Origin of the sequence: Microbacterium sp. Root61 (assembly GCF_001427525.1) — a bacterium.
Classification (GTDB): Bacteria; Actinomycetota; Actinomycetes; order Actinomycetales; family Microbacteriaceae; genus Microbacterium.
Window position 1 is genome coordinate 553,268 of the sequence record NZ_LMGU01000001.1, and the last position, 12,769, is coordinate 566,036.

Annotated in this window: 14 protein-coding genes; 12 read left to right on the forward strand and 2 right to left on the reverse strand. The window is 68.9% G+C overall.

Annotation, left to right across the window (positions count from 1 at the left end; genetic code table 11):
• Positions 1–2: 2 nt before the first annotated feature.
• The 4 genes from ASD65_RS02685 to ASD65_RS02700 all read left to right on the forward strand — a co-directional run bounded on the left by ASD65_RS02685 (position 3) and on the right by ASD65_RS02700 (position 4,697).
• Positions 3–1,298 (forward strand): low temperature requirement protein A, encoded by a 1,296-nt coding sequence (locus ASD65_RS02685; RefSeq protein WP_235566588.1) that lies wholly within the window; start codon positions 3–5, stop codon positions 1,296–1,298.
• A complete protein-coding gene (locus ASD65_RS02690) occupies positions 1,291–1,953 on the forward strand; it encodes a DNA alkylation repair protein (protein WP_082561548.1) in 663 nt (220 codons plus the stop codon). The genes ASD65_RS02685 and ASD65_RS02690 overlap by 8 nt, the downstream gene beginning before the upstream one ends.
• 195 nt (positions 1,954–2,148) lie before the next feature.
• A complete protein-coding gene (thrS, locus tag ASD65_RS02695) occupies positions 2,149–4,155 on the forward strand; it encodes a threonine--tRNA ligase (RefSeq protein WP_056218072.1) in 2,007 nt (668 codons plus the stop codon).
• Complete coding sequence (locus tag ASD65_RS02700; RefSeq protein WP_056218075.1) at positions 4,155–4,697, forward strand: HIT family protein; 543 nt, start codon at positions 4,155–4,157, stop codon at positions 4,695–4,697. Before thrS ends, ASD65_RS02700 begins: the two co-directional genes overlap by 1 nt.
• A gap of 6 nt (positions 4,698–4,703) precedes the next feature.
• Here the strand turns inward: ASD65_RS02700 and pdxY are convergent, their stop codons facing one another.
• Together pdxY and ASD65_RS02710 are read right to left on the reverse strand one after the other, a co-directional pair.
• Complete coding sequence (gene pdxY / locus ASD65_RS02705) at positions 4,704–5,555, reverse strand: pyridoxal kinase PdxY (protein WP_056218077.1); 852 nt, start codon at positions 5,553–5,555, stop codon at positions 4,704–4,706.
• 7 nt (positions 5,556–5,562) lie between these two features.
• The gene (locus ASD65_RS02710) at positions 5,563–6,906 is read right to left on the reverse strand and encodes an aminotransferase class I/II-fold pyridoxal phosphate-dependent enzyme (RefSeq protein WP_082561851.1); all 1,344 of its coding nucleotides are present in this window, start codon (positions 6,904–6,906) and stop codon (positions 5,563–5,565) included.
• A gap of 122 nt (positions 6,907–7,028) precedes the next feature.
• Here ASD65_RS02710 and pdxS point away from each other — a divergent pair, with 122 nt between their 5' ends.
• The 8 genes from pdxS (at position 7,029) to ASD65_RS02750 (ending at position 12,737) form a co-directional block, all read left to right on the forward strand.
• Positions 7,029–7,919, forward strand: coding sequence for a pyridoxal 5'-phosphate synthase lyase subunit PdxS (gene pdxS, locus ASD65_RS02715; RefSeq protein ID WP_056218081.1), 891 nt, complete (start codon positions 7,029–7,031; stop codon positions 7,917–7,919).
• 7 nt (positions 7,920–7,926) lie between these two features.
• The gene (gene pdxT / locus ASD65_RS02720) at positions 7,927–8,520 is read left to right on the forward strand and encodes a pyridoxal 5'-phosphate synthase glutaminase subunit PdxT (RefSeq protein WP_056218084.1); all 594 of its coding nucleotides are present in this window, start codon (positions 7,927–7,929) and stop codon (positions 8,518–8,520) included.
• A 30-nt stretch (positions 8,521–8,550) separates the two neighbouring features.
• On the forward strand, positions 8,551–9,093 hold the full coding sequence (locus tag ASD65_RS02725) for a DUF1697 domain-containing protein (protein ID WP_056218087.1): 543 nt from the start codon (positions 8,551–8,553) through the stop codon (positions 9,091–9,093).
• 40 nt (positions 9,094–9,133) lie between these two features.
• Positions 9,134–9,889, forward strand: coding sequence for a YebC/PmpR family DNA-binding transcriptional regulator (locus ASD65_RS02730; protein ID WP_056218090.1), 756 nt, complete (start codon positions 9,134–9,136; stop codon positions 9,887–9,889).
• A gap of 60 nt (positions 9,890–9,949) precedes the next feature.
• The gene (ruvC, locus tag ASD65_RS02735) at positions 9,950–10,525 is read left to right on the forward strand and encodes a crossover junction endodeoxyribonuclease RuvC (RefSeq protein WP_235566589.1); all 576 of its coding nucleotides are present in this window, start codon (positions 9,950–9,952) and stop codon (positions 10,523–10,525) included.
• 46 nt (positions 10,526–10,571) lie between these two features.
• Positions 10,572–11,192, forward strand: coding sequence for a Holliday junction branch migration protein RuvA (gene ruvA, locus ASD65_RS02740; protein ID WP_056218096.1), 621 nt, complete (start codon positions 10,572–10,574; stop codon positions 11,190–11,192).
• Positions 11,185–12,219, forward strand: coding sequence for a Holliday junction branch migration DNA helicase RuvB (gene ruvB, locus ASD65_RS02745; RefSeq protein ID WP_056218103.1), 1,035 nt, complete (start codon positions 11,185–11,187; stop codon positions 12,217–12,219). Before ruvA ends, ruvB begins: the two co-directional genes overlap by 8 nt.
• Positions 12,220–12,299: 80 nt before the next feature.
• Positions 12,300–12,737 (forward strand): preprotein translocase subunit YajC, encoded by a 438-nt coding sequence (locus ASD65_RS02750; RefSeq protein ID WP_056218105.1) that lies wholly within the window; start codon positions 12,300–12,302, stop codon positions 12,735–12,737.
• Positions 12,738–12,769 lie beyond the last annotated feature (32 nt).

A 12,769-nucleotide genomic window follows, 5' to 3' on the forward strand; every position in this document is an offset into this window, starting at 1 on the left:
CTGTGACACACGCAGAATCCTCGGACCGCGCCGCCGCGTACTATCGCCACGGTCTGCGCAGGATGACGGGCCGCACCATCGACGGGGACCACCGTGCCGCGACGCCCCTCGAACTGCTCTTCGACCTGACCTTCGTTGCGGCGTTCGGGGTGGCTGGCAGTGAGCTCGCGCACGGCATCGCGGTCGGGCATCCACTGGCCGCGACCGGCGGCTTCGCCTTCGCGATGGGTGCGATCATCTGGGCGTGGATCAACTACTCGTGGTTCGCCTCGGCCTTCGACACGGACGACTGGCTCTTCCGGCTCCTGACGATGCTGCAGATGACGGGCGTGATCGTCCTGGCGATCGGCATCCCTCCGATGTTCGCCTCGATCGATCGCGGCGAACCGCTGGACAACGGGCTGCTGGTCGCGGGCTACGTCGTCATGAGGCTGGCCATGGTCGCGCAGTGGCTGCGCGCGGCGTACAGCGATCCGCAGTACCGCTCCGTTGCGCTGACGTACGCCTTCTTCGTCAGCATCGCGCAGGCCGGGTGGATCCTCACCGCCGTCCTGCCGCTCGACGTGGGCTGGACCCTCCTGGCGGCGGTGTTCCTCTGGATCCTCGAACTCGCCGGTCCCGTCGTCGCGGAGGTCAAGGGCGCCACCCACGGCGGCGGCGGTATGACGCCGTGGCACCCGCATCACATCGCCGAGCGCTACGGCCTGCTGGCGATCATCGCGCTCGGCGAAACCGTCCTGGGAACGCTGGCGGCCGCGCAGTCCATCTCGGCCGCCGAGGGCTGGACGATCGACACCGTCGTGGTCATCGGCGCGGGGATCGCGCTGACGTTCGCGCTGTGGTGGGCGTACTTCCTCGTTCCGTCGGCTCCGGTCCTCGCGGTGCGCCGCAACCGCTCCTTCCCGTGGGGCTACGGCCATTTTTTCGTCTTCGCCTCTATCGCCGCCGTCGGCGCGGGACTCCACGTCATCGGCTACGTCTATGACGATCACTACGAGGTGACGACGCTCACCGCGATCCTGGCGATCGCGATCCCTGTGCTGATCTTCATGGTCTCGCTCTACCTCCTGCACGCCTGGCTCGTCGCGACGCTGCCGCGCAACAGCGTCATGCAGTTGGCCACCATGCTTCTGCCGGTCGTCGCGGTCGGTCTCGCCGCCGTCGGCGGTCCGCTGTGGGCCTGCCTGCTCGTGGTGCTGGCCTCACCGGTGTCGGTGGTGCTCTCGTACGAACTCGGCGCGTGGCGCACTCTGTCCGCGCAGCTCGATCGCGTCCTCGCGCGGGCGTCGCGTGAGTGACATCGTCGCCGCGGTCCACGCACAACTCCGCGCGGCCGCCGACCCCGCGCGCGCCGCCGGCCAGCAGGCGTACATGAAGTCGGAGATGCCTTTCCTCGGGGCGGCGGTGCCCGAGTCCCGACGGATCGCGCGGCAGGCGGCGAAGGGTGAGGTGGATGCCGCGACCCTGCTGGCGGCGGCCACGACGCTGTGGGACGAGGCATCCCATCGCGAAGAGCGCTACGCGGCGATGGCGCTTCTGCGCGTGCGGGGTCTGCGGGCCGATCCCGACGTCATCCCGCTCGTCGAGCACATGGTGCGGACGGGACGCTGGTGGGACTACGCCGACGAGCTGGCCCATCGCCTGGCGGAGGCGCTCGACGTGCGACCGGTGCCGACGGCGGACCTGCTGCGCGGGTGGGCGACGGACGCGGACATGTGGATGCGCCGAATCGCCATCATCGCCCAGCTCGGTCGCGGCATCCGTGTGGATCGCCGGCTGCTGACGTACGTGATCGAGGCCAACGCCTCGGACCCGGAGTTCTTCATCCGCAAGTCGATCGGCTGGGCGCTGCGCGAATACGCGCGTGTGGAACCGGACTGGGTGCGATCATTCGTCGCCGCCTGCGAGCTGAGCCCCTTGAGCCGTCGGGAGGCCCTCAAACACCTCGCCTGAGCGACGGTGGGGGCAGCGCGCGTGGGCGATAGACTGGCGCCATGGAACTCGTCGTGCGCATCGAGCAGGCGACCCCGGCCGGGTCGTTCCTCGACGATGCCGGCACGCGAACGCCTCAGGCCTGAGCGGGCAGGACGCGGGCTGCGTCCGAAGCTGAGTAGCCTTTGACCAGACCCACACTCTTGGAGAGTTCCCTTGACTGACGTCATCCTTCCGTCGGACGTGTCGTACCCCGCCGACGGTTTCGCCCTGTTCCCCGATCGAACCGTCGTCGCGTTGCGCGTCAACGGCGAGTTGAAAGACCTCGCCACGACCGTGCAGGCGACGGATGCTGTCGAGCCGGTCACGATCGGCAGCCCGGACGGTCTCGCCATCCTGCGCCACTCGACGGCGCACGTGCTCGCGCAGGCCGTGCAGCGCATCAACCCGCAGGCCAACCTCGGCATCGGCCCGCCGATCACCGACGGCTTCTACTACGACTTCGGCGTCGACGAGCCGTTCACCCCGGAGACGCTGAAGCTCATCAAGAAGGAGATGGAGCGCATCGTCCGCGAGGGCCAGCGCTTCACCCGCCGTGTCGTGACCGACGACGAAGCGCGCGTCGAACTTGCGGACGAGCCGTTCAAGCTCGAGCTCATCGGGCTCAAGGGCGGCAAGGAAGCAGCCGAAGGCGCCTCGGTCGAGGTCGGCGCGGGCGAGCTCACGATCTATGACAACGTCAACAAGGACGGCGAAACGGTCTGGAAGGACCTCTGCCGCGGCCCCCACGTGCCGAGCACCCGCATGATCGGCAACGGTTGGGACCTCACCCGCATCGCCGCCGCGTACTGGCGGGGGAGCGAGAAGAACCCCCAGCTGCAGCGCATCTACGGCACCGCGTGGCCCACGAAGGACGAGCTCCGCGCCTACCAGGAGCGTCTGGCCGAGGCGGCCAAGCGCGACCACCGCAAGCTCGGCAAGGAGCTGGACCTCTTCTCGTTCCCCGAGGAGATCGGTTCCGGCCTGTCGGTCTGGCACCCGCGCGGTGGCGTGGTGCGCCAGGAGATGGAGCAGCACGCGCTGCGGCGCCACAAGGCCGCCGGCTACACCTACGTGTACACGCCGCACATCTCGAAGGAGGACCTGTTCCTCACCTCGAACCACCTCGTCACGTACAAGGAGGGCATGTTCCCGCCGATCGTGATGGACGAGGAGCGCGACGAGCACGGCGAGATCACCAAGCACGGCCAGGACTACTACCTGAAGCCGATGAACTGCCCGATGCACATCCTCATCTACAAGGAGCGTGCGCGCAGCTACCGGGACCTGCCGATGCGTCTGGCCGAGAACGGCACCGTCTATCGCAATGAGCTCTCCGGTGCCCTGCACGGCCTCACCCGCGTGCGCGGTTTCACCCAGGACGACTCGCACCTGTTCGTCACGCCGGAGCAGCTCGAGCAGGAGGCGACCAACGTCCTCGAGTTCGTCATCTCGATGCTGCGCGACTTCGGCCTGAGCGACTTCGAGCTCGAGCTGTCGATGCGCGATGACGAGAAGGACAAGTGGATCGGCTCCGAGGAGTTCTGGGAGTACTCCACCAACGCGCTGCGCAACGTCGCGGTCGCGAGCGGGCTGAAGCTCACCGAGGTTCCCGGCGAGGCCGCGTTCTACGGGCCGAAGATCGACCTCAAGACGAAGGACGCGATCGGACGCGTCTGGCAGCTCTCCACGGTCCAGGTCGACCCCAACCTGCCCGAGCGGTTCGAGCTCGAGTACACCGACCGTGACGGCCAGAAGAAGCGGCCGATCATGATCCACCGTGCCCTCTTCGGCTCGATCGAGCGGTTCTTCGCGATCCTGCTCGAGCACTACGCCGGCGACTTCCCGGTCTGGCTCTCGCCCGTCCAGGTGATGGGCGTGCCGGTCGCCGAAGACTTCGGTGACTACCTCGACGAGGTCGTCGCGACGCTGCGCGCCGCCGACGTGCGCGCGGAGGTCGACCACTCGGACGACCGGATGCAGAAGAAGATCCGCAACCACACCACCGGCAAGGTGCCGCTCATCCTCATCGCGGGGGAGCAGGACCGCAACGCCGGCACGGTCTCGTTCCGGTTCCGCGACGGCACCCAGGAGAACGGTGTGCCGATCGCCGACGCCGTGCGCCGCATCCGTGCCAGCATCGACACGCACGCGCTCGTGCACACGGCCGAGGACTTCGACTGATGGATGCCGAGAACTCGTTGGAGGACGCCGCCACGCTGGCCGGCGTCCCCGACGAGTTCCAGCGGCTCTGGACGCCGCACCGGATGGCGTACATCCAGGCCGGCCCAGAGCCGCTGCGCGAGGTGTGCCCGTTCTGCGCGGCGCCGGAGAAGTCGGACGAAGACGGACTCATCGTGGCGCGAGGCAAGACCGCCTATGTGCTGCTGAACCTGTTCCCGTACAACTCCGGCCACCTCCTGGTGTGCCCGTACCGCCACATCTCGACCTACGACGAGGCCACGCCTGAGGAGGTCGCCGAGATCGGCGCCCTCACCCAGCAGGCGATGCGGGTGCTGCGCACGGTGTCACGGTGCGACGGCTTCAACCTGGGCATGAACCAGGGCGCGATCGCGGGAGCCGGGGTCGACGCACACCTGCACCAGCACATCGTGCCGCGCTGGGCGTCGGACGCGAACTTCTTCCCGATCATCGCCAAGACCAAGGCCCTGCCGCAGCTGCTCGGCGACGTGCGCCGCGCCGTGGCCGACGCCTGGGGTCAGTAGCTCGGCTCAGCGCACCTGGCGCGCGGTGAACTGCATCCGCGGGTGCGCGTACGCCTCCTGCGACTCGATGAGCTGCAGTTCGCGCTCGCCCGACGCGTGGGTGCGGGTGAGCAGGTCGAACACGCTCGAGGTCGTGCGGGCCAGCGACTCCGCGAGGTCGCCGGTACTACGGTAGTGGGCCGTGAAGAGCGCGGCCGTCACGTCGCCGGAGCCGTTCGCCTTCATCGGGATGTATGGGGTCTGCACGATCCAGGCGCCGCTGTCGTCGACGGCGAGCATCTCGATCGAGTCGTCCTCGCGGTCGGGTCGCTCGACGCTCGTGACGAGGACCGTCTGCGGGCCGGTCGCGCGCACCAGATCGACCGAGGCCAGGGTGGATTCCAGGGTGTCGGGCTGTGTGTCCGTGAGGAACCCGAGCTCGAACTGGTTCGGCGTGATGATGTCGGCGGCGGGCACGACCCGATCGCGCAGCAGCACGGGGATCGCGGGTGCCACGAAGCATCCGGACTTCGCATTTCCCATCACGGGATCGCACGAGTAGATCGCGGCGGGGTTCGCGGCCTTCACGCGCGCCACCGTCTCGAGGATCACGTCCGCGACGCCCTCACCGCCCTGGTAACCGGAGAGGATGACGTCGATCTGGGGGAAGACGCCGCGCTCCTCGATGCCGAGGATGACCTCCCGGACGTCGTCGGGGCTGATCAGGGGACCGCGCCACGCGCCGTACCCGGTGTGGTTGGAGAAGTTCACGGTGTACACCGGGAGGACCTCGACGCCGATGCGCTGGAGCGGGAACACGGCGGCGGAGTTGCCCACGTGTCCGTAGGCGACGGCGGACTGGATCGAGAGGATCTTCACTTTTCGATCATCCCACTTCCCGCACGGCGAGCCGTGCGCGCACGGTCTGCACCGCGGCGGCGATATCGACGGCGAGCTGCTCCGCATCCGTGTCGTCGAGATCGTGGACGGTGAGGCGAAGGCGCTGGGTGGAGTCCTCGTCGACGAGCAGGAAGTCCTCGCCGCTGCGCGCCAGCCAGCCGCGCCGCATCAGCTGCTCGGTCACGGGGCGGGCGGGCGCCGTCAGCGCGACCCAGAGACTGAGGCCGTCGCCGGCGGTGGCCGGGAGACCGTGTGCGGTGAGGCGCGCGGCGAACGCGGCATTGCGCGCGGCATAGTGTGCACCCGCCGCGGCGATGCCCGCCGTCACGTCCGGGTCGGTGACGAGGCTGAGAGTCAGACGCTGCAGCAGATGGCTGACCCACGTCGTCCCCGGCGTGAGGCGCATCGCGAGCCGGTCGGCGGTCTCGGGGTCGGAGGACGTGACCGCCAGGCACATGTCGGGGCCGAGGAACTTCGACACGGAGCGGATGAGCGCCCAGCGGCGGTGGTCCGGGCCGATCAGCGAGTGGAACGGCGCCTGCGAGAGCATCGAGAAGTGATCGTCCTCGATCACGAGGACGTACGGATGCTCCGCCAACAGTGCGCGCAACTCGGCCGCGCGCGTCGCCGTGAGGCTCGCGCCCGTCGGATTCTGCGCGCGCGGCGTGCACACGACCGCCCGCACGCCCTGCTCGAGCGCGGCGCGGAGCCCGGCCACCGTCATCCCCTCGTCATCGACCGGTACCGCCACGGGGCGATAGCCGCCCAGGCGCACGGTGTGGATGCTGGTGAGGAAGCAGGGGTCTTCGAGGGCGACGGCATCGCCGCGCGTCAGCACATCGGAGAACAGGCGCTCGACCGCGTCGGCCGCACCGCTGGTGATGGTCAGGCGCATGGATGCGGCGGGAGCCAGGTCCCGGGCCATCCATTCGCGCGCCCAGGCCTCGAGCCCGGGATCGATGACGGGCTCGCCGTACAGGACGGGCCTGCCCGCCATGCCCGCCAGGGCGCGCAGGGGATCGGGGATGAGATGGGGATCGGGATTGCCCGTTCCCACGTCGCGCAGCACGCTGTCGATCGCGAAGCCCTCCTGAGCCACCGCGGCCCGGTCGGCGACATGCGTGCCGCCCCGGCCGCGCGTGACGACCATCCCGACGCGGGCGAGCTCGCGGTAGGCCGCGACGACCGTGTTGCGGTTCACGCCGAGCGTCTCGGCGAGCGCGCGCACGGAGGGGAGTGGCTCACCCGGGCGGAGGGTGCCGCGCTCCACGAGCGCCCGCAGGCTGTCGGCGATCTCCGACGCCGATCCGCCGCTGATCTCGAGGTCCATGTCACCGTCCTTCATCGTGCCGATCCTACGGTGCGGTACATGCTATCTTTTGGCCTAGGTCAAAGTGTTGGCCTGTCACTCTCTGTCGCGGTTCATCCCGCGACCCATCGAAGGGAACCCCCATGAGCAGCGTCGACACGGGAACCGGTCGCGTCAAGCGCGGCCTCGCCGAGATGCTCAAGGGCGGCGTCATCATGGACGTCGTCACCGTCGAGCAGGCCAAGATCGCAGAGGATGCCGGCGCGGTCGCCGTCATGGCCCTTGAGCGCGTGCCGGCCGACATCCGTGCACAGGGCGGCGTGTCGCGTATGAGCGACCCCGACATGATCGACGGCATCATCGCGGCGGTCTCGATCCCGGTCATGGCCAAGGCGCGCATCGGGCACTTCGTCGAGGCGCAGGTGCTGCAGGAGCTCGGCGTCGACTACATCGACGAGTCCGAGGTTCTGTCGCCGGCCGACTACGTCAACCACATCGACAAGTGGGGCTTCACGGTGCCGTTCGTCTGCGGTGCCACGAACCTGGGTGAGGCCCTGCGTCGCATCAACGAGGGTGCGGCGATGATCCGCTCCAAGGGCGAGGCCGGCACCGGCGACGTCTCCGAGGCGACCAAGCACATCCGCAAGATCCACAGCGAGATCAACGTGCTGCGCTCCATGACCAAGGACGAGCTGTACGTCGCGGCCAAGGAGCTGCAGGCGCCGTACGACCTCGTCGCCGAGATCGCCGAGACCGGCAAGCTCCCGGTCGTGCTGTTCGTCGCGGGCGGCGTGGCCACCCCGGCCGACGCAGCCATGATGATGCAGCTGGGCGCCGACGGCGTCTTCGTCGGCTCGGGCATCTTCAAGTCGGGCAACCCTGCCGAGCGTGCGGCGGCCATCGTCAAGGCGACCACGTTCTACGACGACGCCAAGGTCATCGCGGACGTCTCGCGCGGCCTCGGCGAGGCCATGGTCGGCATCAACGTGTCCGACCTGCCCGCGCCGCACCGCCTCTCCGAGCGCGGCTGGTAGCACCTGCATGGCGACACGGCCGCGCGTCGGCGTCCTCGCGCTGCAGGGCGACGTGCGCGAGCACGCCCGAGTCCTGACGGCCCTGGGCGCCGACGTGCAGCTGGTGCGCCGCCCCGAGGAGCTCAGGTCCGTGCAGGGCCTCGTGCTCCCGGGCGGCGAGTCCAGCGTCATCGACAAGCTCGCGCGCGCCTTCGGCATGCGCGAGCCCGTGCGTGCCGCGATCGCCGCGGGGATGCCGGTGTACGGGACGTGCGCCGGCCTGATCCTGCTGGCGGACGAGATCACCGACGGCATCGAGGGGCAGGAGACGTTCGGCGGCCTCGATATCACGGTGCGCCGCAACGCGTTCGGCAGCCAGGTGGACTCGTTCGAGACGGACCTCGATGTTCCCCTGCTCGGCGCACCCGCCGTGCATGCCGTGTTCATCCGGGCGCCGCTCGTGGAGCGCGTCGGGCCGGATGTGGAGAGCATCGCCTCGCTCGCCGACGGGCGCGTCGTCGCCGTGCAGAGCGGTGTTCTGTTGGGAACCGCGTTCCACCCCGAGGTCACGGGGGAGCACCGATTCCACGAACGCTTCCTCGACACGGTCCGCGCGGCCTGACACTTGCGATGCACCGGATAGATTCCTGACATGACCGAGTGGGTCGCACTGCTGCGCGGAGTCAACGTAGGCGGGATCACCATCCGTTCCGTCGACCTCGCCGAGGTGTTCCGTGGACTCGGTCTGGACGAGGTCACGACCTACCTCGCCAGCGGCAACGTCCGCTTCACCGCCGCGGACACCGCCGAGACCCGGGCGGCGCTGAAATCGCGCATCGAGGCGGGCCTGCGCGAGCGGTTCGGCTACGAGGCATGGATCCTGCTCGTCACCCTCGATGAGCTGTGCGCGGCGATCGACGCGTTCCCGTTCGACGCCGCCGATGCGACACGGCAGCCGTGGGTGCTCTTCTGCGTGGACGAGGCGACACGTGATGAATTGACGGATGCGGCGGCATCCGTCGCCTCGGAGCTCGACCCTGTCGCGTCCGGTGAGAACGTCGTCTACTGGAATCCGCCGAAGGGGAGGACCACCGACACGCCGTTCGCGAAGGTGCTCGCGAAGGCCCGGTACAAGGCCGCCACGACCAACCGGAACCTGCGGACACTGGTGAAGATCGCCGCATCCGGGTCGTAGATCTCGGTCGAGCCGCCGCGCGGCCCTTACACTGGAATTTATGTCCGGCCACTCCAAGTGGGCGACGACCAAGCACAAGAAAGCGATCATCGATTCGCGACGTGCCAAGTCGTTCGCCAAGCTCATCAAGAACATCGAAGTCGCCGCCAAGATGGGCGGTGCTGATCTCTCGGGTAACCCGACGCTGGTCGACGCCATCCAGAAGGCGAAGAAGACGTCGGTCCCCATCGACAACATCAACCGCGCCGTCAAGCGCGGCGCCGGGCTCACGGGTGAGTCCGTCGATTACGCGACGATCATGTACGAGGGTTACGGCCCCAACGGCGTCGCGCTGCTCATCGAGTGCCTCACGGACAACAAGAACCGCGCGGCCGCCGAGGTCCGCACGACGATGTCCCGCAACGGCGGCACGATGGGCGACCCGGGCAGCGTGGCGTACAACTTCCACCGCAAGGGCGTCATCGTCGTCGGCGAAGGCGTGAGCGAGGACGACGTCATGCTCGCGGTGCTCGACGCCGGCGGGGAGGAGATCCTGCCCCACGCGCAGGGGTTCGAGGTCATCACCGACCCGAGCGACCTCGTCACGGTGCGCACTGCGCTGCAGGAGGCGGGCATCGACTACGAGTCCGCCGACGTGGAGTTCGTGCCGAGCCTGAAGGTGGAGGTCGACGCCGACACCGCGCGGAAGGTCTTCCGCCTCATCGACGCGCTCGAGGACAGCGACGACGTGCAGAACGTCTACAGCAACTTCGACCTCACCGCCGATGTGCAGGCCGAGCTCGAGAACGACGAATAGGCGTTCCCCCTCGGGGCGCGCCTGCCCAGTGACGTCGGCCCCCGCGCGTAGCGTGGGGGAGTGACCACCCCTCGTGACGGACGACTGCGCGTGCTCGGCATCGACCCGGGCCTGACGCGGTGCGGTGTCGGTGTGGTCGACGTGACGCGGGATCGATCCGCTTCGCTGGTGCACGTCGGGGTCATCCGATCCAGCCCCGACGCTCCCATCGAGCAGCGGCTCGCGATCCTGGCCGCGGGAATCCGCGAGGTGATCGCGGCGCACCGCCCCGACATCGTGGCGGTCGAGCGTGTCTTCGCCCAGCAGAACCTCCACTCCGTCATGGGTACCGCGCAGGCCAGCGGAGTGGCCCTACTCGTCGCGGGTGAGAACGGGCTGCCGACGGCCACGCACACTCCGAGCGAGGTGAAGGCCGCGATCACCGGCTACGGCTCGGCCGACAAGCGCCAGGTGCAGACGATGATCGCCCGCATCCTGCGCCTGGACGCCCTGCCGCAGCCCGCGGATGCCGCGGATGCTCTCGCCATCGCCGTCTGCCACGCGTGGCGTGGTGGTCCGCGCACCCCGGCGACCGCCGGCGCGCTGACCCCCGCGCAGCGCGCGTGGGCCGATGCCGAACGCGCCACGCGACGTTGAGTGTGTCGGTAGAACAAAACTGCGAAACACTCCGTAGGCTCGACGCATGATCTCTTCGCTGCGCGGCACCGCCGTCCATCTGGACTCGGACGCGATCGTCATCGATGTCGGCGGCGTGGGCTTCCACGTCGCGGTGACCTCACAGGTCGCGCGCACCGCGCGCTTGGGAGAGACGATCCTGCTGCACACGTACCTGATCGTCCGCGAGGACGCGCTCGCGCTGTTCGGGTTCGAGACCCGCGACGAGCTGTCGGTATTCACGCAGCTGCTCAGCGTCTCCGGCGTCGGCCCGAAGGCGGCGCTCGGCACGCTCTCGACACTGACGATCGGGCAGATCGCGGATGCCGTCGACGCCGACGACGACGCACCGTTCCGCCGGGTCTCGGGCATCGGCCCCAAGACCGCGAAGCTCATCGTGGTGCAGCTCGCGGGCAAGCTCGACGTCGTGCGCTCCCGGGTGTCGACCGGGCCGTCCGCCGTGCCCGATGTCACCGCGCAGGTGGCGCAGGCGCTGATGGGGCTCGGCTGGTCCGAGCGGATCGCGGCCGAAGCCGTGGCGGATGTCGCGGCCGCTGCCTCCGAGGCTGACCGTGCGTCCGTGCCCGCGCTGCTGCGCCTCACGCTGTCGGTACTCGGCCCCGCGCGCAAGGAGCCCATCGGTGGATGACCTGCGCGAAGTCGACGAACCCGTCGATGAGACCGAACTCGCGATCGAAGGCGCGCTGCGGCCGAGTTCGCTGGCAGAGTTCGTCGGGCAGCAGAAGGTGCGTGGGCAGCTGCAGCTGCTCCTGGACGCCGCCCGCATCCAGCAGCGCTCGCCCGACCACATCCTGCTGTCGGGCCCTCCAGGGCTCGGCAAGACCACCTTGGCGATGATCGTGGCGCACGAGAGCGGGCGCCCGCTGCGGCTGAGCAGCGGGCCCGCTATCCAGCACGCCGGAGATCTGGCCGCGCTGCTGTCGAGCCTGACGCCGGGGGAGGTGCTCTTCATCGACGAGGTGCACCGGATGGCGCGCTCGGCCGAGGAGATGCTGTACCTCGCCATGGAGGACTTCCGCATCGACATCATGGTCGGCAAGGGGGCCGGCGCCACCAGCATCCCGCTGGAGCTCGCGCCGTTCACGCTGGTGGGCGCCACGACCCGCTCCGGGCTGCTGCCGAACCCGCTGCGCGACCGCTTCGGGTTCACCGCCCACCTGGAGTACTACGACCCCGCCGAACTCGAACTCGTCATCCAGCGCTCCGCCGGCATGCTCGGGGTGGATCTGCCCCGAGCCGCGCGCTCCGAGATCGCCCGTCGGTCGCGGGGGACACCGCGTATCGCGAACCGACTGCTGCGCCGGGTCCGCGACTATGTCATCGTGCATTCGAGCGGTCTCGGCAATACCGTCGCCGTCTCGACCGTGGATGCGGCCCTCGACCTCTACGACGTCGACTCCATCGGGCTGGATCGCCTGGACAAGGCCGTCCTCGAACTGCTCGTGCGCCGCTTCCGCGGCGGACCCGTCGGACTCAACACCCTCGCGGTGGCGGTCGGCGAAGAGCCCGAGACCATCGAGTCCGTGGTCGAGCCGTACCTCGTTCGGATCGGATTCATGGGACGCACGCCGCGCGGCCGGATCGCGATGCCCGAGGCGTACGCGCACCTGGGTGTGGCACACCCAGAGAATGCGCTCCGACTCGATGACCTATAATCGCTGAAGGCTTCGACCGAACCCCCTCATGCATGGCAGTGCCGCCTGGCGCGCCTGACTCGAAAGGTGCCCACACCTCCATGAATATCGCGGACTTCTTCGCAAACTACGGCCTGATCATCCTGCTGGTCGTCCTCCTCGTCTTCATGTTCTGGAGCTCGCGCCGCCGCATGGCCAAGCAGAAGACCGAGCAGGAGGCCAAGGCCCGTCAGACCATCCCCGGCGCCGAAGTCCTGCTCCAGGGTGGGCTCTACGGCACGATCGTCGAGTTCGACCCCGAGAACCTCGACCAGCCCGCCGTTGTCGAGATCGCCCCGGGCGTCGACATCAAGGTCCACAGCCAGGCCATCCTGCGCGTCGTGACCCCCACGGTCGAGACCGAGGACGAGTTCACCGGCACAGACGCTCCCGCCATCGAGTCGATCGATGAGGCCGAGCACGAAGTCACCAAGGTCGACGAGAGCCTCGAGCAGTCGACCGATCCCGACGCCGAGCCCGGCAGCAAGCCCCAAGCCTGAAATCACCGCCCGTTCGCGGGCGACCGAGAAAG

Bases quoted from the DNA above. Each gene is read 5' to 3' on its own strand.
- ASD65_RS02725 (WP_056218087.1), top strand. From the start codon at position 8,551: ATGACCGAGTGGGTCGCACTGCTGCGCGGAGTCAACGTAGGCGGGATC.
- ruvA (WP_056218096.1), top strand. From the start codon at position 10,572: ATGATCTCTTCGCTGCGCGGCACCGCCGTCCATCTGGACTCGGACGCG.
- ASD65_RS02700 (WP_056218075.1), top strand. From the start codon at position 4,155: ATGGATGCCGAGAACTCGTTGGAGGACGCCGCCACGCTGGCCGGCGTC.
- pdxT (WP_056218084.1), top strand. From the start codon at position 7,927: ATGGCGACACGGCCGCGCGTCGGCGTCCTCGCGCTGCAGGGCGACGTG.
- ASD65_RS02710 (WP_082561851.1), bottom strand. From the start codon at position 6,906: ATGGACCTCGAGATCAGCGGCGGATCGGCGTCGGAGATCGCCGACAGC.
- ASD65_RS02750 (WP_056218105.1), top strand. From the start codon at position 12,300: ATGAATATCGCGGACTTCTTCGCAAACTACGGCCTGATCATCCTGCTG.
- ASD65_RS02730 (WP_056218090.1), top strand. From the start codon at position 9,134: ATGTCCGGCCACTCCAAGTGGGCGACGACCAAGCACAAGAAAGCGATC.
- pdxS (WP_056218081.1), top strand. From the start codon at position 7,029: ATGAGCAGCGTCGACACGGGAACCGGTCGCGTCAAGCGCGGCCTCGCC.